The organism is Rhodobacteraceae bacterium Araon29 (genome assembly GCA_039640505.1).
In the GTDB taxonomy this organism is placed as follows: Bacteria; Pseudomonadota; Alphaproteobacteria; order Rhodobacterales; family Rhodobacteraceae; genus CABZJG01.
In genome coordinates this window covers 375,099-399,116 of sequence record CP046865.1, presented here as the reverse complement: position 1 = coordinate 399,116, position 24,018 = coordinate 375,099, and the positions used below count along the sequence as shown (strand labels likewise).

Here is a 24,018-nt window from a genome sequence, read left to right as displayed (position 1 = left end):
TATTCTTGACAATATTTGAATATAAAAATGTGATTTTTCGCCATTTGATGGCGAAAATTTAATGCTTGATGCCAATGGCCAAGTTAATCTTGAACCGACTGCATACGTGTTGCAGACAATTGAGGCAAAAATGACATCTAGCTCTTTTGATGGAACCGCCCTTGCTGAATATGGCGATCCCTCAGCACCCGCGCTGGTGTTGATACATGGCTTAGGGTTAAATCAGTCTGCTTGGCGATGGCAGATCGCGAGGCTTTCGAAAAGCCATCATGTCATCACCTATGATCTTTTTGGGCACGGCCATAGCACCAATCCCCCCAAAACCCCTTCTTTGGCCTTGTTTTGCAAGCAATTGCTTGGTGTTTTGGACCATTGCAAATGCCCCAAAGCAAGCCTTGTTGGGTTCTCCTTGGGAGGCATGATCGTGCGTAAATTTGCGCAAGACTATCCAAACCGGGTTGACAAAATGGTGATCCTGCATTCACCACATCGCAGAACCAACTCCGCCCAGAAAGCGATTTTGGACCGCGTTGAACAAGCGCGCACTGACGGGCCCTCTGCAACGGTTGAAGCCGCTTTAGAGCGTTGGTTCACGGCGCCTTTTCGCAAAAATAACCCCGAAATGATGGATTTGGTGCGGGGTTGGGTGATGGCCAATAAAACAGATGTGTATCATACGATCTATCAGGTGCTTGCAGACGGAATTGATGAAATTATTGCGCCAGATCCTGCCATTGAATGCCCAACCTTAGTGATTACAGGCGAAGAAGATTATGGCAACGGGCCGGAAATGACCCATGCTATTTCTGCGGAAATACCCGGAGCAAAATCCATTATTTTAAAAGGGCTGCGGCATATGGCTCTGGCAGAAGATCCTGATGCCATATCCCGACCCATTGTTGAATTCCTCAAAAGCACAGGAGCCTGAGAAGAGTTGCCACAGACTAAAGGTATATTAAATGGCGTTCGCGTTCTGGACCTTAGCCGTATGCTGTCCGGGCCTTATTGCACCATGATGCTGTCCGATCATGGCGCTGAAGTGATTAAAATTGAAAGCGGAACGGGTGACAGCAGCCGGCTCAATGGGCCGTTTCGCAAAGATGATCCGAAACAAGAATGGGCTGGATATTTTGTCAGCCTGAACCGGTCCAAAAAAAGCGTGGATATTGATCTAAAATCGCAAGAAGGCAAAGATGCATTTCTATCTCTTGTTACATCGGCGGATGTTGTTGTGGAAAACTTTCGCCCCGGGGTGATGGAACGCCTTGGACTATCCTATGAGACATTGTCCGAATTGAACCCCCGTCTGGTTTATGCAGCCATTCGGGGCTTTGGCGATCCAAGGTCCGGCAAAAGCCCCTATTCAGATTGGCCCTCTTATGACGTGGTCGCGCAGGCCATGGGGGGGGTTATGTCGCTGACCGGGCCGGATGCAAATAGCTTTACCAAAGTCGGGCCGGGAGTTGGCGATATTTTTTCAGGCATGGTGATGGCGTTTGGCATCATGGCAGCGCTTCGGCATGCAGAAGCCACAGGTGAGGGGCAATTTGTAGATGTGGCCATGTATGATGCCGTGCTCAGCCTGTGTGAACGTGCGGTTTACTTAAATGATTTTAACGGCACAACGCCCGGACCCGAAGGAAATAACCACCCGTTTCTTTCGCCCTTCGGACTGTTTAAGGCAAAAGACGGAGCCGTTGCGATTGGCGTTGTAGAAGATAAGTTTTGGCAAATATTGGCCAATGCCATGGGCGGCGATGCGCTTTGCAACAATGCAAACTTTGCAACCCGCGCAGCGCGTGCAGAGCATAAGGACGCGCTCAACTCTTTGGTCGAAACATGGACCAAAGCGCACACCAAAGCCGAACTGTCAGCCATGCTTGGCGGCAAAATTCCTTTTGGACCGCTGAATTCAATCACGGACATCGTGGATGATCCGCATGTTGCAAATAGAAATATGCTGGCGCAGGTGTCCAACCCTGATGAGCCAACGGCCCCGTGGACCGTGGCGTCAAACCCTTTGCGGTTTTCAGCCTCTAAATCACCGCCACTTGGATCGCCTCCAAGGCTTGGCCAGCACACCCAGCAATACCTAAGCCCCAATCCTGAAAACGCGTCACGTGAATTTGACCCGCGCAGCTTGCGAAGCGCCTTTGGGAAATTTGCCACCGGCGTTACCATCATCACCACCTGCCAGTCTGATGGAACACCTCGCGGTATTACTGCAAATTCGTTCACCTCTGTTTCGCTTGATCCTCCGATGCTGCTCATCTGCATTGCGAAGTCGGCCTTTAGCAAAAGCATCTTTTCCGAATGTGAACATTTCGGGATCAATATTCTGCACAGCACCCAGCAAGATATCTCAACACTTTTCGCCTCAAAATCTGCCGAGAAATTTGACAAAGTCGACTATGAAAAATCATTGCATGGAACGCCTGTTATCAAAGAAACCCTCGCTAATTTCATTTGCCAAAGACAAAAAAGCGTCGATGCCGGTGACCACCTAGTTATTTTTGGCGAGGTGATTGATTTCCGGTCAAACGAGGGATCGCCTTTGCTATATTTCAACGGTGCGTATCGCTCGATTGACCAAGATCATGCGGGATAGAGCTTGTATATGCCAAAACCAAAAAGGGAGTAAAACTGATGATAATGCCAGAGCTTCGAAAGGTCGTGACATTTGACGAAGATATTCATCGGGAAGGCGAAAGGCCTGCTGAACCGGTCTTAAGGATCATCGGTGTTGCCGCTGTCGTCAAAAACCCTTGGGCGGGCCAGGGATATGTAGAAGACTTGCAGCCGGAAATTCAGCGCATGGCGCCCCCACTTGGGCAAATGCTTACCGAACGTTTGATTGCTCTGGCGGGATCAGGATCAGCCATAGAAGCCTATGGAAAGGCTTGCGTTGCTGGAACGGACTGCGAACTTGAACACGCATCTGCTTTGATCCACACTTTGCAATATGGCAATTTCTACCGCGAAGCAGTTGCTGCAAAAAGTTATCTGGGGTTCACAAATACCCGGGGACCGGCAAACACCCAGATCGCTATTCCGCTCATGGATAAGCACGACACAGGTCGAAGATCGCATTACCTAACTGTGCAGTTTTCCATTTATGATGCACCCGCTGCCGATGAACTTATTGTTGCGCTTGGCGCGGCAACAGGGGGTCGGCCACATCACCGGATCGGTGATCGGTATTCAGATTTGGCGCGGTTGGGGCGCGATGTCGATAATCCGGCCAATGTGACATAGAAGGCATTCTTAATTTCTGCCATTGGTCTTTAGAACCCGCGTTCTTTAGGGGATTTTTATGGCCAGAAGCACCCCTCAAACCGCTTAAAAAACCTTAGTAATCCATCCCCAATGCGGCCCATTCGAATTAATGATCCGAAATATTGAAAAGTCGTAGTCAAACCTAAAATAGTCGTTGTCAACGTAATTTACTGCGCTTAGCATGGTTTACTGACTAAACAGAAACTGAAGCCAAAAATGGCAAGTGATAAACCAGGGAGAAAGTTGATGAAAACAATTACAAAGAAGGCAAGGCACCTAGGTCTTGCGGCAAGTGCAGGTCTTGCGCTTAGCTTTGCAGCTGGATCAGCTCAGGCATCTGACTGCGGTGAAATTTCCATTACAGAAATGGATTGGGGATCAGCGATCATTGTGACCCAAGTTGCCAAATTCTTGCTTGAGCAAGGCTACGGCTGTACCGTGCAGATCGTTCCATCGGCATCAACACCAGCCTTGGCATCAGTGTCGGAAACTGGTGAGCCAGATATCATTACAGAAGTTTGGACCAATTCAGCGCCAGCTTATATTCCATTGAAAGAAGATGGGAAAATCAAAGAGCTGACAGAAGTTCTGTCTGATGGTGGTGTTGAGGGTCTGTTCATTCCTGAATATCTTGCCGAAGCCCATCCGGAACTTACCACCATCGCTGGCGTTTTGGCCAATCCTGATCTGGTTGGCAACAGAATGCACAACTGCCCTGTGGGCTGGACCTGTCAGGTTGTAGGCTCGCAAATGGCTGTGGCCGGTGGATTTGAAGCCGCTGGCATTGAGGACTTTGTGCACGGTTCGGGTGAAACACTCGCGGCCTCTATCGGCTCGGCATATTCATCCAAAGAACCTTGGTTCGGATACTATTGGTCGCCAAGCACCGTATTGGGTAAATTCCCAATGGTACAGGTTGAGTTGGGCCCACATGATCCTTCCGTACATTCGTGTAACGCAGACAAAGAATGTCCAAACCCAACACTGCAATCTTGGCCAAGCAGTGTCGTAACGACAGTGGTTACAGATACATTTGAAGCGGCTCATCCAGCTGAAACTGAACTGATGCGCAACCTGTCCTTCAGCAACAAAATGATGAACGGGCTTCTAGGTTGGCAGGACGCAAATCAGGCCACTGGTGAAGAAGCAGCTGTCTATTTCCTTACAACACAAAGTGATGTTTGGGGAACGTGGATAAACGATGCTGCCCGCGAAAATCTTGCGGCTCTATTGCAATAATTGCAGTTGAAATAAACAAAAAGAAGGCGCGCCTTAGGTGCGCCTTCCTTAATGAGGGAGCGGACTTTCATGGCTTATTATGACGGCATATTCAATGCTTTGGGGCTTAGAACTTGGTGCGATGCCGATGCCGGCGGCTCAAATCTGTCAATGGCAAGCTTGTTGGCAAAAACCAAGCCCGGAACGGCCGATGATGGGCCTCTGTTTCCATTTCCGTCCATGGATGAGCTGCATCAAGCCTGCTCATCTATGCCGCAATCACGTGACTTCACAGCATCGGTAGAAGCCGCGTTTCTAGAAGTAAAAGATGTCTTGAAACTGGTTTTGGACCCAATGACCCAACCACTTTCATGGCTTTTAGAATTGGCGCTGACCGGTTTTGTATCCGCCCCTTGGTGGATTATACTGCCGCTTTTATTGCTTTTCGTGTGGTATGTTTCGCGCTCTGTTGCGGTCACTGCTTTTGTCACACTATCTTTTGTATTTCTCGGCTTTATCGATCACCTAGAAGCCGCTTTGCAAACGCTCGCTATCATCGGGGTTTGTACCGGCATATGTATCATATTGGGCGTTCCAATCGGGATTGCGATGGCAAAATCCAACAGCTTGCAAAGGGCCTTGATCCCGCTGCTTGATCTTCTGCAGACATTGCCGACCTTTGTCTATCTTATTCCTTTGATCTTTTTGTTTAGCGTGACCGAGCCGAAACTCTACGGCATTGCGATCATTGTCTATGCCATCGTTCCGGTTATCCGGCTTACCGACCTTGGAATACGGCTGGTGGACCGCGATGTTGTTGAGGCGGCGAATGCCTTTGGTATGTCACCAAGACAAAAACTATTCGGTGTTGAGCTGCCGCTTGCGCTGCCTAACATCATGGCCGGTGTGAACCAGACCATCATGATGAGCCTTGCAATGGTAGTCATTGCCTCGCTGGTCTCTGCGCCGGGGCTCGGTGTGCTTGTTCTTCGTGGCATTCGAAATCTGGAACTGGGTGTTGGCCTAATCGCTGGCCTTGGGATTGTGCTTCTCGCGATCATCCTTGACCGCGTGTCCAAAGCCGCCATTGCGCGCGTCTCTTCAGATCAAACACAAGGATAGGTACGAGCAATGACCAGCAATGCAAAAATTCAAATTCGTAACCTTTATAAGATTTTTGGTACCGACCCCAAGTCCGCACTAAACTTTGTTAAAGATGGAATGAACAAAGACGAATTGCTAGCCAAGCATGGACATGTTTTGGGATTAAATGACATTTCTGTCGACATGAAAGAGGGCGCTATTACCGTAGTGATGGGGCTATCAGGGTCTGGAAAATCCACTTTAATTCGACACATAAACCGTTTGATTGAACCTACTGACGGTCAGGTTTTGATCGATGGTGAGGATGCCTTGTTGCTGGGAACCGAGGCATTGCGCGAAAAACGGCGGTCAGATATGTCGATGGTTTTTCAAAAATTTGCACTTTTGCCCCATCGCACAGTGCTGGATAATTCCGCTCTTCCTTTAGAAGTGCGCGGCGTTGAGCGCGAAGAGCGCCGGCGCGCAGCTGCTGGATGGCTTGAGAGGGTTGGCCTTGGCGGGTATGAAAATCATCATCCCAACCAACTGTCTGGCGGTATGCAGCAACGGGTTGGCCTTGCTCGGGCGCTCACCTCAAACTCAGACATTATGCTGATGGACGAAGCCTTTTCAGCACTTGATCCACTGATCCGTAGCGATATGCAAAAGCTTTTACTTGATCTGCATTTGGAATTGAGAAAAACGATAATCTTTATCACCCATGATCTTGATGAGGCCCTGCGTTTGGCCAACCACCTTGTCATTCTAAAAGATGGCGCGATTGTTCAACAGGGCGAACCTCAGAGCATTTTGTTGAACCCAGGCGATCCTTATATTGAGGATTTTGTGAGCGACATCAACCGAGCCCGTGTTTTGCGTGTTAAATCAATTATGGAGGACACGGTTTCCGCCAGTAGCTTTGCTGGTGACATCGAGATGGAAGATAACCTCGAATCTGTGATTGCTCTTTCCGGTGGCGATACCGGACATACCTACAGGGTGGTTAAAAATGGTGAGCCTATGGGTCAGCTTGACATGAAAGCGGTCATGCGCGCGCTAGTGCCACGCGCAGCTTCAGGACCTCGAAGGGTCGCATAGACAGTCAAAATAAACACACTCCTATTTTTTGGCATTTGCGCTGTGTATGAATTTATTGGCTCTGGCGCCGACTCTAATGTTCCCGTGCAAATAATAAGAAAGAGCTTATCTTTTCTTCTGCCAAATGTTAGATTCCCATTGACAGCAATCAATCTTTGCTCTGCTGGCGCCTAAAATCTCAGGCGGCTAGATTTCACTAGGGTGCCAACAAGAAAGGTAATTTCATGACTTCTTCTGATCAGATTTTCCGCACGCAAGGGCGCGGCACCATATATAATTCTATCGTTGAAACCGTTGGAAATACCCCGGTTGTCCGGCTCAACAGGATCGCGCCAGAGCATGTAAACATATACGTAAAAATCGAAGCCTTTAACCCTGCGGCCTCAGTTAAGGACCGTCTGGCGCTCAATATAATCGAAGCGGCGGAACGCTCTGGGGATTTAAAACCAGGACAGACTGTGGTCGAAGCCACCAGCGGAAATACTGGCATTGGGCTGGCAATGGTTTGCGCTGCAAAAGGATATCCTTTGGTGGTGACTATGGCCGATAGCTTTTCCATCGAACGGCGCAAACTCATGCGCTTTCTGGGGGCTAAGGTTGTACTGACACCCCGCGCCGAAAAAGGCTTTGGCATGTATCAAAAAGCCAAAGAACTGGCAGAGGCCAATGGCTGGTTTTTAGCGCATCAGTTTGAGACAGCAGCCAATGCAGATATTCATGCCTCGACCACCGGTGCGGAAATCTTAAGTGACTTTAGTGATAAAAAACTGGATTATTTTGTCACTGGCTATGGCACCGGCGGTACCATAACCGGCGTAGCACGCGCCTTGCGTGCATCAATTCCAGATACGAAAATCGTTCTGAGTGAGCCAGCGAACGCAGCACTGTTGACCTCCAAACTAGAACAAGAGCGCAATGCGGCAGGCGAACCCACCAAAAGCCATCCCGAGTTCCAGCCACACCCAATCCAAGGCTGGACACCGGATTTTATTCCTCTTGTACTGCAAGAGGCTATCGACAATGCGCTCTATGATGATTTGCTGAAAGTCAGTGGCGATGATGGAATGAAATGGGCCAAACGACTGGCAAGGGAAGAAGGAATTTTCACCGGAGTATCAGGCGGATCGAGCCTTGCAGTTGCCATTGAGGTCGCCTCTCACGCGCCCGCTGGCTCAAATATACTGTGCATGCTGCCGGATACCGGCGAGCGGTATTTATCAACACCGCTATTTGATGACATCGAGGAAGAGATGTCCGCAGATGAAATTGATTTATCGCAATCTACCCCCGGGTATCAATTGGGCTAAAGGAAGGGCGAGCGCTCTAAAAACGCTCGGTCTTTTGCATTCAAGCCGCTGATCCCCGTTTAGGCCTGCATCGCACGATGCAAGATATAGGTTTTGACCTGGCCTGCGCCCTTGACCGTAATTTCGCCTCGGAGTTCTGTTTTGTACTGATCTTTGACTGCTTCGTAAAAATTCTGACTGATTTGAATCTGGTTAGGAAGTCCTGTGGACTCCATACGACTAGCCATATTCACGCTTTCGCCCCACAGATCATAGATGAATTTTGAAGTCCCAATAACGCCGGCGACAACAGGCCCACAATGTAGTCCTACGCGCATTTTCATTTCAGTCCCATTGCGACGATTAAATTCCTCTAACTTTCCTAAAATACCTAATGCCAGTTCTGCCATAACTTGAGTATGATTTTCATTTGGCATTGGCAGGCCGCAAACCGCCATATAGGCATCGCCCATCGTTTTAATTTTTTCTACGCCAAGCTCTTTTGCAACCTGATCGAAGGATCCGAACAATTCATCGAGCATAGTCAAAACCGCCATAGCGGGCATTCCTTTGGACCACGCGGTAAAGCCTACGAGATCAGTAAAGATAATGCTCGCGCTGGCATAGGCATCTGCAATGTTAGATTCACCACTTTTAAGACGCTCTGCGATCGGGGGCGGAAGCACATTCAGCAATAATTTGGTGTTTTCCTCAACTTGCTGCTCTATTGCCGCGCGTTGATCACGTAAATTAACCACCATCTGATTAAAGTTTTCGGTCAATAGACCGATTTCATCTTTGGATTTCACCGGCAACTCAACCTTTGTATTGCCCGAACTTACCTCTTCGGCAGCCCCTGCCAATGCTCTAATGGGACCAATGAACCGTCCGGCGACCATGGCCGCGATAAGACCAACTCCAAGGGCTATCACCACTGCCGACAGAGCAAGATTTTGACTTAGTTTTGCAACTGGCGCAAAGGCTTCTGCTGCGTCAATTTCCGAGATAACTGCCCATTGGTCATCACCATATTTTAATGGCGTATAAGAGCTTAGAACAGAAACACCCCGGTAATCGTCAATAATCGCTGTTTCAGTTTTGCCGGATAAGGCCTGTGTAGCAGCCTGTGTTTGAACATTTTGTAATAAAATTGAAGTATCAAAATTATCCAATTGCTTGATCGTCTTTTCTGGATATGAAAGGCCGCGAAGCGCTTCGAAATACCCATCACGGTCTTCAATCAAAAACCGCGATACGCTACGCATTGAACCATCCGAGCCCACCAAATAAGTTTCGCCAGAATTGCCTAACCCGTCATTGATCCAATTTTGTCCCCCAGTCATGATTTCATTAATCTGGTCTACGGGAAGCTGGAAAATCAAGACCCCAACCCGTGTGTCCCCCTCGTATATCGGGCTGCCCACAAAGGCGGCCGGCGCTCCATAAGAAGGTTCATAATATTTAAAGTCGGTAAATTTCACAGCGTCAGACGTTTTCAGTTCCCGCGCCGACTGAAATGCATCTGCAATGTTTGATCGGCTAAATGCACCAGAAATCAAGCTGGTGGCATAGTCGGTTTCTTTGAATACCGAATAGATGATTTCACCAGTTTCATCATCGATCAGAAAAATATCATAATAGCCAAATTTTTGTAGATAACTTCTAAAAATGGAATGATACTTTTCATGAACCGCGCTATAGCTGCTGCCATCCTGAGCATTGTTCATTTCGTCTTTGCTGCCCACTGGTGCCGCGTTTTTAGCAATATAGTGGTGCTGTAAGTATATCGAAACGTCTGAATTTGGCAAAAACTGGTCAAGTTCCTGAGCTTCACGCGACCCTTTTTCGAGCCTTGGCAGAAATTCACTCTCATAATAGCTATAAAGTGGGCTTCCGGCTTTAACCATTTCTGTGGGTCGCTTTGCCGCCATCAATTCCTGCGATAATGCAGTAAACGCAGATTTATATTCCTGCATCGCATCAATTGTCATCCGGCTTTGGGAAAGCGTTTGTATTTGTGCTTCAATAAACTCTAAGTAATTGCGCATCTGGTTGCTTTTGATCGCCCGGATTGCCGTTAATTGGTTGAATGAAAACTCTTCCAAAGCGCGCTTACCACTTTGATAGCTCATCCAGCCTGTGACCAAGCTGATGCTAAAACATATTATCAATAGGAAACTTATTACCTTGGGCGCGACTTTCAATTGGAGCATAGCAAGTTCCCTAATTCTGCTGGTATTTTATAAAAACGGACGATAGCCGATTAATCCCCGCACCATTTGAACTTACAAAAAGTTTGCCAATTTTAATTTTTTTCTGTCAACCCGACAACGATCACCGCTATCCTAAAATACTAGACAAAAGATAGGTGCCAATACCAAAAAGCCCTGCATTAGAAAAACGCAGGGCCTTTAATATGCGGCAAGCTCTACCATCGGTGGATGCTTCATGATTCTGCCCAATAAATGGACTTTTAACTCGTCGAATCCGCAGCGTTGTGCTTGCTTTGGGCAATGATCACTCCAAACGCTAGAATAAAAGCGCCAACGGCCTGTACCCAATTCCAATCATGGCCAAACATCAGCAAAATCAACATCACATAAAAAGGCGTGGCATTAAGATGAAAAGAGGCCACGGCAATGCCGATTTGACCGACACCTTTTATCCATAGAAGTTGTGAAATAGCCAACGCCCCCCAAGCATAAATCAAAAGCAGGATAATTTCGACGGCCTCGGGTGCCGGAACATGGGTTGCCGGGACGTTGAAAACAAGTGCTGCGCCAAATGCGATAGTGCAAAAACCAAACATTCCACCAGTGGTGACAGTGGTGCGTGCAAGCGGTGTCAGGTCGGGAAAATGTTTCACCGTTGCCCGCGACCCCCAAGCAAAAAACGATGTTGCTAACAATCCTAAAAGTAATCCCCAACCGAACCGCAAGTCGCCTAATTCTGCATTGGTGGCCACAAATCCGCCGCATAAAACCAGCGCGACTGCGCCAAGAAACCTTTTGGTTAATTGTCTTTTGTCTAACACTACCTCCAATATGACGGCAAAAATGGGCATTGTAGCGGCAGCCAAGGCAGCCGTGACGGCATTGGTAAGATATTGCGTTACAAGCAAAAGTAGTGACCCGATACCAAACCCGACGGCTCCCACCCAAAACCCTTGCACCCAAGGCAGGCGGCGCAGGGTATTTAGACCTTGCGCTCTTGCCAAAAGGCCAATCAACAAAACCAAAGCCAATCCATTTCTGATGGTAATCAGTGAAATAATACCCCAGGTTTCTAAAAGCTGCTCAGCGGCTGGAAATCCAAACGCAAAGATGCCAACAGCCGCCATGCATTGCAAATTGCCTGACACGCTTGGCGGTAAGTACTTTTGTTTTTCATCTGCAGCAGTGTAAACCATGATGCCAAACTAAATAAATGGACCAGCCATAAGTAGTATTAGATTTGCAAAAAACTACACGCTTTAAACCGACATCAAGGTCGTTTTTGGATCAATTGGAAAACGTGAGTGGTTTAAACAGTTGGCCAAAAATTCGTGAGCACCATCAGGCCCCTTTTTAAAAGGCCTGATACTCACATAAACTATGGGTCAAGATACATCTCTGTAGGTGATTTCTTTTTTGTCTTCACCGATGCGGCCACGGCGAATAAAGAGACGGTTCAACGCATTGATATAAGCTTTAGCACTAGCCACCACGGTATCCGTATCTGCCGATTGACCCGTGGCAATATTGCCATCTTCTTCCATCCGCACTGAAACTGTGGCCTGCGCGTCTGTTCCCTCGGTCACGGCATGCACTTGATAGAGCTGCAAATGCGCTTGATGGCTGTAAAGTGATTTAACCGCATTAAAAGTCGCATCCACAGGGCCGTCGCCTGTGGCGGTTGTTGATAGGTCTTTGCCGCCAATCACCAAAGTCATCTGCGCTTCTTGCGGACCATCCATGCCACAAACAACCCGCAAGGATTTCAGCGTCAGATGGTCATTTTCGGCATCCTCGCCTGCTTGCATCAGTGCGATCAGATCGTCGTCATAGACTTCCTTTTTGCGATCCGCGAGTTCCTTGAAGCGCACGAAAACATCTTTGAGCTGATTATCAGCCAACTTATAGCCCAGGTCTTCAAGCTTTGAGCGCAGCGCCGCACGACCCGAATGTTTTCCCATCACCAAATTTGTGGCGGCAAGTCCAACATCTTCTGGGCGCATAATTTCAAAGGTTTCAGCATTTTTTAGCATCCCATCCTGATGGATGCCGCTTTCATGGGCAAACGCATTTTTGCCGACAATCGCTTTGTTGAACTGCACTGCAAACCCCGAAACCGCCGCCACGCGGCGTGAGATATTCATGATCTTGGCCGTATCGATATCGGTATAATAGGGCATGATATCGCCGCGCACTTTTAGAGCCATCACCACTTCTTCCAAAGCGGTGTTGCCAGCCCGTTCGCCCAATCCGTTGATGGTGCACTCGATCTGGCGTGCGCCACCATCCACCGCAGCAAGGGCATTGGCGGTCGCCATGCCCAGATCATTGTGGCAATGGGTGGCAAATATCACCTCATCCGCCCCCGGCACCCGGTCAATCAGCATTCGGATAAGATCAGCGGACTCGGCCGGTGCTGTATAACCCACTGTATCAGGAATATTTATGGTCGACGCGCCGGCTTTAATTGCGATTTCCACAACCCGGCACAGATAGTCAGTTTCAGTGCGGGTGGCATCCATTGGGGACCATTGCACATTGCCGCAAAGGTTGCGGGCATGGGTGACAGTGTCATGAATACGCTCGGCCATCTGGTCCATATCTAGATTGGGGATCGCCCGATGCAGGGGCGATGTACCGATAAATGTGTGAATTCGTGGCTGTTTTGCGTGTTTCACTGCATCCCAGCAGCGGTCGATATCACCAAAATTGGCTCGCGCCAAACCGCATATGACCGCACTTTTGCTACGTTCGGCGATTTCCGAAACAGCGTTGAAGTCACCTTCGGAGGCAATTGGAAAGCCGGCCTCAATAATATCGACTCCCATTTCATCTAGCAGCTCGGCAATTTCGAGCTTTTCGTCATGGGTCATGGTCGCGCCCGGGCTTTGCTCGCCATCGCGCAGTGTTGTGTCGAAAATTACAACGCGGTCTTTGCTATCTGTTTGTGTCATGGTTTGATCTCTTTTTCGTCTCTACCTAAGCGTGGGGTGCGATATTTGCCTCCTCTGAGCGGACGCACCGGTTAACGGCACGCTCAGAGGCAGCTTAGGAGATCTAGGCCAAGCGTCATCTTTCTGCGCAAAGCAGCAAAATGAGTTGATATTTGGCCATTGGTCATCATGGCGACAACTATACAAGCAATTCACTAAATGAAAAGCTGGAAATTGTCGTTTTAAGTTAAGATCATCAAACTGTTGTCGAAAAACAGCTTTTCGCTGATTGCGCCAATGTTTGGTGATTACTAGGGTTCGATCTGCAAAGGCGCACGGGAGCGCGCGCGCTGCAACTCAATCAAGCCCAGCGTGGTCCAGCCTACAAAGTTGGTTTCGACGGTATCGCTGCGCAGCGCTGCACGAAACACAGTTTCCAATTGCCGCCGGTCTTTTTTTGGCATTGGTGCAGGGTCAATGACGAGCTGACCACCCAAACCTCTTAGCCGTAATTGACGCGGCAGATCGCGGGCCATTGCGATATTGGCCTTTAGCCCAGCTGCGGGCGAGCCATCTTTTCCCGTATTGACATCAACCGCAACAAACGCGCGGGTCGGTTCAATTGAATAAGACCCGCCATGAATTGAAACATCCGCGCTTTTGAGCGCGTCGATCTGGTCCAATACCCCATGGTCCGCAAAACAGCCCGCTTCAGTTTCAATCTGTGCCGGCGCGCTCCAATCACGCCAGGCTTGCTCATGCGCCCCATCCGCATTCAGCAATACCGCAACCTGCTGCGCATCATCTTCAAGAACCTGGCTTACCAACTTCAAAACAGCGCGTGCATCATCGGTAATGTCGTCTGAATCTGCCTCGGCGCAAGATGACCTTAGGATCATCCCGTAGGCCAGCGGGCCCAAGGTTTCATGGATCAGCTGCAAAAGAGCATCGCGCCGATCTTCGTCGCGAATACTGCGCGAGATATTTAGCCCGGGGGCAGTGGGGGTGACAATCACATAGCGGCTTTTGAACAAAAGCTTGCTGGTCACAGGAATGGCTTTGCCGGGTTCTGCATAGCCTGTCACCTGTACCAAAAGCGTCTGTTTTGGCGAAAGCCCTTTTACGTGACGCAAAAACCCGGGCCCATCGGGTGTGTTTAAAAAAACGCCCCCCTGGCCTTTGATCGGGCGATCAACCTGCGCACGATAAATTGTGCCGGGGCCGGGCGCATCGGTGTCGACCAGCAAATCTTGCAATTGACCATCTGTGACCAGTGCTGCGGCTGGCCGACCACCCAGTTGATCAAGAAATATAGATGTGCCCTTCATGTGCCAGCCTGCAAAATTGGGTAACCTGCGGATTGCAACAGGGTCGCTGTTTCTGCCAAAGGCAGCCCAACAATGGCACTAAATGATCCGCTTATCCATGGGATAAATGCTGACGCAGGTCCTTGAATTGCATAGCCTCCAGCTTTTCCCTGCCAATCGCCGGTGTTGAGATAGCTGTGAATGTCGCTTTGGGACAGACGTTTAAAACGTACGGCACTCACCACATCACGCTGCCATATCTTATCACCTTTTCGCAAAGCGATTGAAGTAATAACCCGGTGGCGTCGCCCAGACAGCGCTTGTAAAAATTCCGCCGCCTGCTCAGGCGTTTCTGGCTTGCCCAAAATCCGGCGGCCCAGTGATACGGTTGTATCGCCGCACAGCACCAAATCATCAGCGGCGCTCGGCACCGCTACGACTTTGGCCTGCGAAATGCGGCTGCAATAGTGACGCGGCACTTCGTTGGACTGCGGCGTTTCATCAATATCCGGCGGACATATTTCATCCGGAACAACACCGATCTGCGCCAAAAGTTCAAGGCGGCGCGGACTTGCAGATCCCAGAATAAGTTTCAAAGGGTTATTTGAACCGATAGTTGATGCGTCCTTTGGTAAGATCATAAGGCGTCATTTCAACCTGTACCTTATCACCTGCCAGAACGCGGATCCGGTTTTTGCGCATTTTTCCTGCCGTGTGCGCGATAATCTCATGGCCGTTTTCCAACTCGACCCGAAATGTCGCATTAGGCAGGAGTTCCTTGACGACACCGGGGAATTCGAGCGTATCTTCCTTGGCCATAGTTTCTCCTATAATTTGACTATATCCACAGAAGTGGATTCCGCCCTAAATGTATCTATTTGGACATAATTTCAAGTCTTCATTCTGAGCGGTGTTTTATCTGTTGCTCAGCAGCACCTTATAAGATTTCTATAGGCTCTTTTTAACTGCCCAGACAAATAGCGCCAGCTTGGAAAATTAGCCAGCCAAGCCAGACCCAAGACCAGATTCCTATAGCATTTCAAAACTACCAATCATAGAGTTGTCAGAATGAAAACTTTTCGATTGGCTAATCGGGCATGAACAGGCAAGTGAGGGCGTGAATGAATTGGGATGAGTATGCCGCATGGGGCAAGAAAATATCGGACTGGGGCGCCGCTTATCATAAAAACCTTCGTGACCGTCCCGTCCGAGCGCAGGTGGCGCCCGGTGATACGGCAAAATTGCTTGAGTCATCTGCGCCTGAAACTGGCGGAGATATGGGCACTATTCTAGAAGATTTTGAGCGTGTGGTAATGCCCGGTATGACCCATTGGCAACACCCTCGCTTTTTTGCCTATTTCCCGTCAAACGCAACGCCGCCTACAATATTAGCTGATTTTCTGGTGTCCACCATGGCGGTGCAATGTATGCTTTGGCAAACCTCTCCTGCGGCCACGGAAATGGAAACGCGTATGATGGAGTGGCTGCGTCAGGCTATTGGGTTGCCCAGCACTTTTGCCGGGGTGATCCAAGACAGCGCCTCTTCTGCCACGCTGGCCGCAGTTTTGACCATGCGCGAGCGGTCCTTGCGGTGGGATGGTAATGAAAACGGCTTATCGCAGCACCCGAAGTTGCGGATCTATTGCTCGGGTGAGGCCCATAGTTCGATTGATCGGGCCGCATGGGTGGCGGGCATCGGCAGTGATAATATCGTGCATATACCGGTCACCGGTGCGCATCGCTCAATGGACTCTCAAAGCTTGCGGCAAACGATTAAAAATGATTTAGAAGCCGGCTATTTACCAATAGGAGTGATTGCCTGTACCGGAGCCACTGGCATGGGCGCCTGCGATGATATTACCTCTGTGATTGAGGTTGCTCAAAACTTTGATCTTTATGTTCATGTGGATGCGGCTTGGGCCGGGTCGGCCATGATCTGCCCAGAATTTAGATACCTTTGGGAAGGTGTAGAAAAGGCAGACAGCGTTGTTTTCAATCCACATAAATGGTTGGGAGTTCAATTTGACTGTTCTGCGCATTTTTTGAAGAACCCCGAGGATCTGGTGCGCACTTTGGCAATACAGCCCGAATATCTTAAAACCCACGGTCAAGAAGGCTTAATAAACTACTCTGAATGGTCGATCCCGTTGGGTCGCAGATTTCGGGCTTTAAAGATTTGGTTTTTGTTGCGCAGCTATGGTTTGGATGAATTGCGAAACCGTATTCGCAACCATATCAAATGGGCCAATGACATTGCCGATCAATTGCGCGCCACACCGGGGTTTGAAATTGTGACCGAGCCTATACTATCGCTCTTTACCTTTCGATATTTGCCAAAAGGGTCAAGCGATCTGGATGAAATAAATCAAGCTTTGGTGGATCGAATTAATAACGATGGCCGGATATACCTGACACAAACCAATATTGACGGGGCAAAGGTCATTCGCTTTCAAGTTGGCCAATTTGATACCACGCAAGAGGACGTGCAAACAGCCTATCATGTGATCTGTGACATGGCGCGGCAATTTGATCCATAAGTTTTTTGCTCTTTTCAAGAGTTAAGCACGTTATTTGAGGACGTTAGCCGACGTTGCAAATTTCTCACTCTTAGAACGGCACCTGTTTGATTATTCTTATTTTTCTTGCTTTCTGCCTTGCAAACAAGCATATAGCGTCTGCGACGTTACGACTATCGACCCACTGCTCCTTTTCGGCCCAGTCATTCGATCATGTACTGACAGAGCCGCGCTGCCGCATTCTGCGGGCAGATTTTTAAGGAGAAGACCCAATGGCAAATGGGACAGTAAAGTGGTTCAACACCACAAAAGGCTATGGATTTATCGCACCTGAAGGCGGTAGCAAAGACGTTTTTGTGCACATTTCAGCAGTTGAACGCTCTGGACTTACAGGCCTTGCAGATGATCAAAAAGTTACTTTTGACATCGAACCAGGCCGTGATGGCCGCGAATCAGCTGTGAATATCGCACTGGCTTAATCGCAAACATAAAAGATAAGCGGGCGCCTCGGCGCCCGAACTAATATCCAGAAATTAATTTCTGTACAACAGGCCCGATTGTTTGAACAACCTTGCTTACGCCCTGTTTATTAGGATGCATCCGATCATTTTGAAAATATCGTAAGAGCGGTTGGTTTGGTTCCGTAGGATCTATCAGACTTTCAAAAAAGTGTTCTACATACTCAGCATCATAAGTTTTTGCCAGTTTCGGAAAGATCGCATTGAATTTCGTCTTGTAAGTTGGTCCGAAATTTCCAGGTGCGCGCACCCCTATGATCATCAATCTCAGTCCGCGTTGCCGACCGATTTTCAGAATGCTTTCAATATTACTATAGCTGTCCTCCGGAGCGATCCCGCGCAGCATATCATTGCTGCCCAGCGCAACGATCATCGCATCAATATCCTCGGTGAGAGACCATTCAACACGGGCTAACCCTCCTGCTGTGGTATCTCCTGATACACCGGCGTTGATGATAAGCGCCGGAGTATCGTTATCAGCAAGCCATTGCATCAATTGCGGCACGAACCCATCATCGTGCGCAAGCCCATAGCCTTGGGTCAAACTATCACCCAGTGCCAAAATTGTTGGTCGCTCTGCAAATACCGGTTGGCAGATTAACAAAAAGATTACCACAGCCGACTTGCTGATGTGCCGCAAAACCCCATATGGAATTGTGAGGCATTTTTTAAGACAAGGTTTTAAGCGCATGGCACTTCCTGCTGTTCAGATGACAGATGTATCTTTATCTCTGCAAAGCAATGCCGGTTCTGTAAATATATTAAAAAATATATCACTAAAGGTTGATCAAGGTGAAAGTATTGGCTTGGTGGGACCGTCCGGCTCTGGCAAGTCTTCTCTTTTGATGATCATGGGCGGGCTTGAAAAAGCCAGCGCTGGCAAACTGCAGGTTCTAGGCAATGATTTTGGCCGGATGAACGAAGATGATCTTGCACGCTTTCGGCGCGCGCATATGGGCATTGTTTTTCAGTCTTTTCACCTGATACCAACCATGACCGCTTTGGAAAATATTGCCGCCCCGCTTGAGCTTGCCGGGATAAACGATGCAATGAACCGGGCCAAGCACGAGCTTGTAGCGGTTGGACTTGAGCACCGCGCCAAGCACTTTCCGGCCCAAATGTCTGGCGGTGAACAGCAGCGTACTGCTCTGGCACGTGCCGCTGTGATGCGGCCTGATATTCTATTGGCCGATGAACCGACCGGCAATTTGGATGCCCAAAGCGGCGAAGCCATCATTGATTTACTGTTTGGACTTCGCGATAAATACGGGTCGACCCTGATTTTGGTTACCCATGCCCCCGATCTTGCTGCGCGCTGCGATCGGATGGTTCAACTGCGGGATGGCGAAGTTATACCCGCCCATGGTGGAGCGGCATGAGTTTTATGCTTGCAGCGCGGTTTGCACGCCGCGAATTGCGCGCAGGGCTATCGGGGTTTCGAATTCTCATCGCCTGTCTTGCGCTTGGCGTGGCGGCAATAGCTGCTGTTGGCTCGGTGCGCAGCGCGCTTGTTGCAGGGTTAAGCTCTGAAGGTCCAACCTTGCTAGGCGGGGATGCAGAGGCCGAGTTTACATATCGGTTTGCTGAGCCAAGCGAGCGTTCTTGGTTAGACAGTATATCACAAGAGGTTTCAGAGGTGGTTGATTTCCGCTCGATGATTGTGGTCGAACGCGGGCAAGGACAGGACTATAGCCTGACACAGATCAAAGCGGTTGATACGGCCTATCCACTGATGGGCCGCGTGATCCTTGAAGATAATGTAAATTTTGGTGATGCTTTGGCGCGCAAAAATGGAACGGATGGCTTAGTTTTAGAGCGGGTACTGGCGGATCGTTTGGGATTAGAGCTTGGTGATATATTAATGATCGGGATCAAGTCGTTTCGTCTGGGCGGCATTTTGCAATCCGCGCCAGATAGCGCCAGCGACGGCTTTGGTCTTGGGCCTCGTACCATTGTTTATAAATCATCGCTTGAGGGCGCAGGCCTGTTAGAGCCGGGCACATTATTTAGCACTAAATACCGGTTGAAGCTGATAGATGGTATTGATCTTGAAACCCTGTCTCTAGATGCGAAAAATCGGTTCGAAAACACCGGGCTTCGGTGGCGGGATGCGCGAAATGCGGCACCCGGTATTTCCGAATTTGTTGATCGTTTAGCGATTTTCTTAATCCTTGTCGGGCTGGCGGGTTTGGCGGTGGGCGGCATAGGGGTGTCGTCAGCTGTGCGAAGTTATCTCGCGACCAAAACGACGGTAATTGCCACATTGCGAAGTCTTGGCGCAACCAATGCGGTGATTTTCCAAACCTATTTTTTGCAGATTGCGGCACTATCCTGTCTTGGGATTATACTTGGATTGGCGCTCGGCAGTGGGATACCGTTGATATTTGCGCCCCTGATTGAAGCAGCTCTGCCGTTTCCGATCCGAATAGAACTGTTTGTTCAGCCCCTGATTGAAGCTTCTACTTATGGAATGCTCACAGCGTCAATCTTTGCGCTATGGCCCTTGGCGCAAGCGGAAAATATTGGTGCTGCCACCTTGTTTCGAGATATCGTTGATCAGGCAAGGACACTTCCAAATCGAAGGTATTTGGTGATCACGGCCATACTGCTGGCATTGCTTTTGGCTTCTGCCAGTTGGTTTACCGGCGCATTGAAACTAACGCTTTGGATGGGGATTGGTATTTTATCCGCCCTCAGTTTATTGAGCTTTAGCGCTTTTTTGTTGCAAAAGGCGGCCCGAAAGAGCGCGCCGCTCGCGCGCGGTCATGCCGTATGGCATTGGGCACTCACAGCCATTGGCGGCACCAAAGGTGATGCAGCGCCAGTGGTTTTAGCCTTGGGGCTTGGGCTTTCGGTCTTGGCAGCGGTGGGCCAGATTGACGGAAATTTAAGATCGGCCATCGTCCGGGATTTGCCACAAGTAGCGCCCTCCTATTTCTTTGTGGATATTCAAAAATCCCAAATGCCCGAATTTCGGGAAATTTTGGCAAGTGAAAGTGGCGTAAGTCAGGTCGACGAGGCTCCGATGCTGCGAGGTATAATTACAAAAATTAATGGTGAAAACGCGAAGATCGTTGCGGGCGATCACTGGGTGCTTCAAGGCGATAGAGGCGTTACCTATTCTGAAACGCCGCGAAACAGCGCGGACATCACAGAAGGATCATGGTGGCCCAAAGGGTATAATGGGCCACCTCAGATAAGTTTCTCTGCCCAAGCCGGTGCGGAAATGGGTCTAAAACTTGGGGATGAGATGACAGTGAATATTATGGGACGCGATATCACCGGCACCATCACGAGCTTTAGAACTGTTGAGTTTTCGACGGCGGGTATTGGATTTGTACTTGCCATGAATCCCTCTGCACTGGACGCTGCGCCCCATTCCTTCATTGCGACTGTTTATGCAGACAGCGCCTCTGAAGCCCAGATTCTACGTAGCCTTGCGTCCGTGTTTCCAAACATTACAGCGATCCCGGTGCGGGATGTCATAGGTCGGGTGGTTGTGCTGCTTGGATCCATTGCCGCCGCAACCTCTTATGGCGCTGCGGCGGCTCTTGTGACAGGATTTTTGGTATTGATTGGCGCGGCCTCTTCGGGGGCAGGAGCGCGCCGTTATGAAGCAGCTATATTGAAAACCCTTGGGGCAAGCCGCAGAAGCATTCTGATTAGCTTTGCTCTGCGGGCAATGATTTTAGGGGCAGCAGCTGGGCTCGTTGCGCTTGGCGTTGGCGCGGTAGGCGGCTGGGCGGTTTGCAGCTATGTTCTGGACACCGATTTTGCAGTGATATGGCCAAATGCTTTGGCTATTGTAGGCCTCGGCATTTTGGCAAATATTCTGGCCGGGCTTGCCTTTGCGCTCGGCGCTTTGAACGCTGCGCCAGCCCAAGTTTTGCGAAACCAGGACTAGGTTTGCTTTCTTCCACACAGGGCGCTTTGCCGAAAAAGAAGCTGGCAGGATCCAAGCCCTTTTCTAATCCCTTCCCGCCACTTGCCTCCCGTTAGTGAAGTTGGACAGATGTTCGATGTGTCCGGGTGTTTACATGAGCTCTAGTGAGGGACATCTGCTTGACAGACTGGCCGATTTGCGCCGCCAAAAGCGCGATGTTCTCGGCCTGAGCCGCGCCTATTAGTAACGTTGCAATTAAAGAGGCTTCGCGAAGATCCCCCGCGCTTGCAGTGGCAACCAAATGGACAAAAATCTGTTCATCCGCACCAATGCATGCACATTCTAAATCATGAAGAAGCAAAGGCCGATGGGCGTAAATGGATATGGAGTTTAACAGGCGTTCAAAGGTTTCAAATTCCTGGGCTGCACGCTCGGGTGAAAATTGGGTTGAAAATGCATCATAAACGTCGGCGCGCCCACTTAAGCCGCTGCACCACAGGCGCAGACTTATGATTAACTCGGCCTCCCACACTTCGGCATTTCTTAAAACACCAACAGAAACTCCGCCGCGGTGGTTTGTAAGTGGCATTTTCATTTTGTCAAAATCAGCTTGCCAGCACGTGTGATGCGTAAAAAGTATAGCTGGTCATCCAACACAAGTCGTCCCAGAATTCCGTTACCAAGAAGCTTACGTGCATCATAGGTAGGCAACTCATTGGCTACTGGTGATGGTTTTGGCATGTCACTTGGTTGAATTATTGTGTTCATAACGGTCATGGCATTCTCTCACTTCGGTTAATTATATCTTCGATGCTTTCTAAATTCTGATCATTTGGACAACTTTCCCAAAACATATGCTGCAAAAGTTCTATAAATCCCTGCCTAAGGGTTTGACGCGAACTTTCGCTGTTTTGGTTGGTTGGGCTGTCAGTCATGCCGATCTCCAAAAGGTATTGAACTTAAACAAGCCAGATAATTTGATTAAATTATTCAGCTTCTTTTTAAGTTGACAAAAATACTCGGGTTTGTCAATTCAAAAAAACTCCCATTTCGTAATTCTGTGAGCAGTCCCAAAAAACCTTGGAACTCACAGCAACTGTTGATCTATTTCTTCGAAAGCTATCTATCTTGGTTAGTCCTGCGGCACTAAATCCTCAAAACTGTACTAAAGCACTAAACCGCTATCTTTTCGCTTGATTGTCGATCATGGTTTACAGTATCCAATACGAGTGCACAGTTCTTAATAGAATTCACATTATGTGAAGAGGAGAAAAATTATGAAAAAACTGGTTGTAATCTGCTTAGCTCTTTTTGGTACTCTATTCGTTGCTGGCTGCGAAACCGCTGAGCCTATGGTAACGACTGTCGTTCCAGAGGCACCATCAAGCGGCAAGCTCTAAGAGAGCTTTATCTATAATCTAATTAAGGCGAAAGGACGGTCATTCTGCCCTTTCGCCTTTTTGTTTTTCTAAGAACTTTCACTAAGTCCCCTTAAGTCGACACAACGTCATTTTGAAATTGCTTAAAAGTGATTCCAAAAATTTAATCTTTTGACGTTAAGATTGTGGTCGTCGGAAACGGGATTTCAATTCCTTCTGCATCAAACGTTTCTTTAACCTGCCGCGTTAAATCAAACTTTAGACTTAAATAATCTGCCGCATCACACCACACCCGAACCAGAAAATCCACCGAACTTTGATTAAGCGCGCTCACGCTAATCAAAGGCTGTGGATCTTGATGCGCACGGTCCTCTGCAGCGATAATTTTTTCCAGCGCCGCCTGCACCCTTGTCAAATCGCTGTCATAGGCAACGCCAAAGGTCAAATCCAGGCGGCGCTTGTCATAAACTGAATAATTGGTAATTGGTGATCCCCAAACCTGACTGTTTGGAATGATCAGTTGAAGATTGTCCAGTGAGGCCAGTTCCGTTGTAAATATAGATATCTCTCGCACTGTGCCAGATTGACCAGACACCGCAACAAAATCACCGCGCTTGAACGGCCGGAATATGACCAGCATGATGCCTGCCGCAAAATTCGACAAAGTTCCCTGCAGGGCCAAACCAATGGCCAACCCCGCAGCGCCCAAAAGCGCAACGATAGATGTGGTTTGAACACCAAAACTGTTCAGGACAAAAGTAGCCCCAACCAGCAAGACCACAATCTGAGCAAACTTGCTTAAGAACACAAAAAGTGTGTCATCAAGTTGGCTATATTTAAAACCCAAACGCGCAATCCAAGATTTGATCAACCGAGACACAAAAAGTGTGAAAATTATGACTAATATTGCCGCCAACAAGTTCATCGAGAAATCGATCAAAGGCTGGGTCGGAAATAAATCTTTCCAAGATATTACTTCGGTCATTCGTCACTCCAAAGACAATTATAGTCTTAAAATAAACCACTTGAGGTGGTCGCACAACTGCTTGAAAATCACCCTATACGAAATGTGAACGCTGCCAAACCCTATTGGCTTTTCAGATCAGCTTTTGCAAAGCCAAGCCAGTCAAGCATGCAAAAAAAAATTGAGTTTAGGCAACCGCGATAGCTTCTTTTCAGTATGATTTAGATGGTGTTGAATAATTTGACTACACCCTATATCAATTCTTAAGCGTTTGACCGCCTAAGCCGATAAACAAACGCAGCCAGCATTTGAGTTAATCGCCATCAAGATTGTGAAAAGTACAA

General features: G+C 48.8%; 22 protein-coding genes. 11 read left to right on the top strand and 11 right to left on the bottom strand.

Annotated features, from left to right (window positions below; genetic code table 11):
* The first annotated feature begins 130 nt into the window (after nt 1-130).
* The 7 genes from GN278_01745 to cysK all read left to right on the top strand — a co-directional run bounded on the left by GN278_01745 (nt 131) and on the right by cysK (nt 7,982).
* Nucleotides 131-928 (top strand): alpha/beta fold hydrolase, encoded by a 798-nt coding sequence (locus GN278_01745; protein ID XAT62494.1) that lies wholly within the window; start codon nt 131-133, stop codon nt 926-928.
* Nucleotides 929-988: 60 nt separating this feature from the next.
* Nucleotides 989-2,608, top strand: a complete 1,620-nt coding sequence (locus tag GN278_01740) for a cag pathogenicity island protein Cag11 (protein ID XAT62493.1) — start codon at nt 989-991, stop codon at nt 2,606-2,608.
* Nucleotides 2,609-2,649: 41 nt separating this feature from the next.
* Entirely contained in the window at nt 2,650-3,255 is a 606-nt protein-coding gene (locus GN278_01735; GenBank protein ID XAT62492.1) for an amino acid synthesis family protein, read from the top strand.
* Nucleotides 3,256-3,522: 267 nt separating this feature from the next.
* Nucleotides 3,523-4,515, top strand: a complete 993-nt coding sequence (locus GN278_01730) for a glycine/betaine ABC transporter substrate-binding protein (GenBank protein XAT59656.1) — start codon at nt 3,523-3,525, stop codon at nt 4,513-4,515.
* A 69-nt stretch (nt 4,516-4,584) separates the two neighbouring features.
* Nucleotides 4,585-5,616, top strand: coding sequence for an ABC transporter permease subunit (locus GN278_01725; protein ID XAT59655.1), 1,032 nt, complete (start codon nt 4,585-4,587; stop codon nt 5,614-5,616).
* Nucleotides 5,617-5,625: 9 nt separating this feature from the next.
* Nucleotides 5,626-6,675 (top strand): betaine/proline/choline family ABC transporter ATP-binding protein, encoded by a 1,050-nt coding sequence (locus GN278_01720; protein ID XAT59654.1) that lies wholly within the window; start codon nt 5,626-5,628, stop codon nt 6,673-6,675.
* Between the two features lie 224 nt (nt 6,676-6,899).
* Entirely contained in the window at nt 6,900-7,982 is a 1,083-nt protein-coding gene (gene cysK / locus GN278_01715; protein XAT59653.1) for a cysteine synthase A, read from the top strand.
* 59 nt (nt 7,983-8,041) lie between these two features.
* Here the strand turns inward: cysK and GN278_01710 are convergent, their stop codons facing one another.
* The 6 genes from GN278_01710 to infA form a co-directional block, all read right to left on the bottom strand.
* Nucleotides 8,042-10,174, bottom strand: a complete 2,133-nt coding sequence (locus tag GN278_01710) for a HAMP domain-containing protein (GenBank protein XAT59652.1) — start codon at nt 10,172-10,174, stop codon at nt 8,042-8,044.
* A gap of 260 nt (nt 10,175-10,434) precedes the next feature.
* A complete protein-coding gene (locus GN278_01705; GenBank protein XAT59651.1) occupies nt 10,435-11,370 on the bottom strand; it encodes an EamA family transporter in 936 nt (311 codons plus the stop codon).
* A gap of 189 nt (nt 11,371-11,559) precedes the next feature.
* The gene (locus GN278_01700; GenBank protein XAT59650.1) at nt 11,560-13,128 is read right to left on the bottom strand and encodes a 2-isopropylmalate synthase; all 1,569 of its coding nucleotides are present in this window, start codon (nt 13,126-13,128) and stop codon (nt 11,560-11,562) included.
* Between the two features lie 290 nt (nt 13,129-13,418).
* Nucleotides 13,419-14,435 (bottom strand): ribonuclease G, encoded by a 1,017-nt coding sequence (locus GN278_01695; protein ID XAT59649.1) that lies wholly within the window; start codon nt 14,433-14,435, stop codon nt 13,419-13,421.
* A complete protein-coding gene (gene maf, locus GN278_01690; protein XAT62491.1) occupies nt 14,432-15,010 on the bottom strand; it encodes a septum formation protein Maf in 579 nt (192 codons plus the stop codon). The genes GN278_01695 and maf overlap by 4 nt, the downstream gene beginning before the upstream one ends.
* A gap of 4 nt (nt 15,011-15,014) precedes the next feature.
* Complete coding sequence (gene infA, locus GN278_01685) at nt 15,015-15,233, bottom strand: translation initiation factor IF-1 (protein ID XAT59648.1); 219 nt, start codon at nt 15,231-15,233, stop codon at nt 15,015-15,017.
* A 302-nt stretch (nt 15,234-15,535) separates the two neighbouring features.
* Here infA and GN278_01680 point away from each other — a divergent pair, with 302 nt between their 5' ends.
* Nucleotides 15,536-16,951: an aspartate aminotransferase family protein gene (locus GN278_01680; GenBank protein XAT59647.1), complete on the top strand. Its 1,416-nt coding sequence runs from the start codon at nt 15,536-15,538 to the stop codon at nt 16,949-16,951.
* Between the two features lie 251 nt (nt 16,952-17,202).
* Nucleotides 17,203-17,409: a cold-shock protein gene (locus GN278_01675; GenBank protein XAT59646.1), complete on the top strand. Its 207-nt coding sequence runs from the start codon at nt 17,203-17,205 to the stop codon at nt 17,407-17,409.
* A 40-nt stretch (nt 17,410-17,449) separates the two neighbouring features.
* Here GN278_01675 and GN278_01670 read toward each other — a convergent pair whose 3' ends face one another.
* Complete coding sequence (locus tag GN278_01670) at nt 17,450-18,139, bottom strand: arylesterase (protein ID XAT59645.1); 690 nt, start codon at nt 18,137-18,139, stop codon at nt 17,450-17,452.
* On the opposite strand from GN278_01670, the gene GN278_01665 reads away from it, so the two are divergent.
* Nucleotides 18,138-18,827 (top strand): ATP-binding cassette domain-containing protein, encoded by a 690-nt coding sequence (locus tag GN278_01665; protein ID XAT59644.1) that lies wholly within the window; start codon nt 18,138-18,140, stop codon nt 18,825-18,827. The genes GN278_01670 and GN278_01665 overlap by 2 nt on opposite strands.
* The gene (locus GN278_01660; GenBank protein XAT59643.1) at nt 18,824-21,352 is read left to right on the top strand and encodes an FtsX-like permease family protein; all 2,529 of its coding nucleotides are present in this window, start codon (nt 18,824-18,826) and stop codon (nt 21,350-21,352) included. The genes GN278_01665 and GN278_01660 overlap by 4 nt, the downstream gene beginning before the upstream one ends.
* 91 nt (nt 21,353-21,443) lie before the next feature.
* On the opposite strand, the gene GN278_01655 is transcribed toward GN278_01660, so the two are convergent.
* The 4 genes from GN278_01655 to GN278_01640 form a co-directional block, all read right to left on the bottom strand.
* Nucleotides 21,444-21,920 (bottom strand): hypothetical protein, encoded by a 477-nt coding sequence (locus tag GN278_01655; GenBank protein ID XAT59642.1) that lies wholly within the window; start codon nt 21,918-21,920, stop codon nt 21,444-21,446.
* A 2-nt stretch (nt 21,921-21,922) separates the two neighbouring features.
* The gene (hemP, locus tag GN278_01650; protein ID XAT62490.1) at nt 21,923-22,099 is read right to left on the bottom strand and encodes a hemin uptake protein HemP; all 177 of its coding nucleotides are present in this window, start codon (nt 22,097-22,099) and stop codon (nt 21,923-21,925) included.
* A 5-nt stretch (nt 22,100-22,104) separates the two neighbouring features.
* Nucleotides 22,105-22,266, bottom strand: a complete 162-nt coding sequence (locus GN278_01645; GenBank protein XAT59641.1) for a hypothetical protein — start codon at nt 22,264-22,266, stop codon at nt 22,105-22,107.
* Nucleotides 22,267-22,873: 607 nt separating this feature from the next.
* Nucleotides 22,874-23,695, bottom strand: coding sequence for a mechanosensitive ion channel (locus GN278_01640; protein XAT59640.1), 822 nt, complete (start codon nt 23,693-23,695; stop codon nt 22,874-22,876).
* Nucleotides 23,696-24,018 lie beyond the last annotated feature (323 nt).

Excerpts from the sequence above, each read along its gene's own strand:
- GN278_01745 (XAT62494.1), top strand. The coding sequence starts at position 131 with ATGACATCTAGCTCTTTTGATGGAACCGCCCTTGCTGAATATGGCGAT.
- GN278_01740 (XAT62493.1), top strand. The coding sequence starts at position 989 with ATGCTGTCCGGGCCTTATTGCACCATGATGCTGTCCGATCATGGCGCT.
- GN278_01730 (XAT59656.1), top strand. The coding sequence starts at position 3,523 with ATGAAAACAATTACAAAGAAGGCAAGGCACCTAGGTCTTGCGGCAAGT.
- GN278_01725 (XAT59655.1), top strand. The coding sequence starts at position 4,585 with ATGGCTTATTATGACGGCATATTCAATGCTTTGGGGCTTAGAACTTGG.
- GN278_01720 (XAT59654.1), top strand. The coding sequence starts at position 5,626 with ATGACCAGCAATGCAAAAATTCAAATTCGTAACCTTTATAAGATTTTT.
- cysK (XAT59653.1), top strand. The coding sequence starts at position 6,900 with ATGACTTCTTCTGATCAGATTTTCCGCACGCAAGGGCGCGGCACCATA.
- GN278_01710 (XAT59652.1), bottom strand. The coding sequence starts at position 10,174 with ATGCTCCAATTGAAAGTCGCGCCCAAGGTAATAAGTTTCCTATTGATA.
- GN278_01705 (XAT59651.1), bottom strand. The coding sequence starts at position 11,370 with ATGGTTTACACTGCTGCAGATGAAAAACAAAAGTACTTACCGCCAAGC.
- GN278_01700 (XAT59650.1), bottom strand. The coding sequence starts at position 13,128 with ATGACACAAACAGATAGCAAAGACCGCGTTGTAATTTTCGACACAACA.
- GN278_01695 (XAT59649.1), bottom strand. The coding sequence starts at position 14,435 with ATGAAGGGCACATCTATATTTCTTGATCAACTGGGTGGTCGGCCAGCC.
- infA (XAT59648.1), bottom strand. The coding sequence starts at position 15,233 with ATGGCCAAGGAAGATACGCTCGAATTCCCCGGTGTCGTCAAGGAACTC.
- GN278_01680 (XAT59647.1), top strand. The coding sequence starts at position 15,536 with ATGAATTGGGATGAGTATGCCGCATGGGGCAAGAAAATATCGGACTGG.
- GN278_01675 (XAT59646.1), top strand. The coding sequence starts at position 17,203 with ATGGCAAATGGGACAGTAAAGTGGTTCAACACCACAAAAGGCTATGGA.
- GN278_01665 (XAT59644.1), top strand. The coding sequence starts at position 18,138 with ATGGCACTTCCTGCTGTTCAGATGACAGATGTATCTTTATCTCTGCAA.
- GN278_01670 (XAT59645.1), bottom strand. The coding sequence starts at position 18,139 with ATGCGCTTAAAACCTTGTCTTAAAAAATGCCTCACAATTCCATATGGG.
- GN278_01660 (XAT59643.1), top strand. The coding sequence starts at position 18,824 with ATGAGTTTTATGCTTGCAGCGCGGTTTGCACGCCGCGAATTGCGCGCA.
- GN278_01655 (XAT59642.1), bottom strand. The coding sequence starts at position 21,920 with ATGCCACTTACAAACCACCGCGGCGGAGTTTCTGTTGGTGTTTTAAGA.
- hemP (XAT62490.1), bottom strand. The coding sequence starts at position 22,099 with ATGAACACAATAATTCAACCAAGTGACATGCCAAAACCATCACCAGTA.
- GN278_01645 (XAT59641.1), bottom strand. The coding sequence starts at position 22,266 with ATGACTGACAGCCCAACCAACCAAAACAGCGAAAGTTCGCGTCAAACC.
- GN278_01640 (XAT59640.1), bottom strand. The coding sequence starts at position 23,695 with ATGACCGAAGTAATATCTTGGAAAGATTTATTTCCGACCCAGCCTTTG.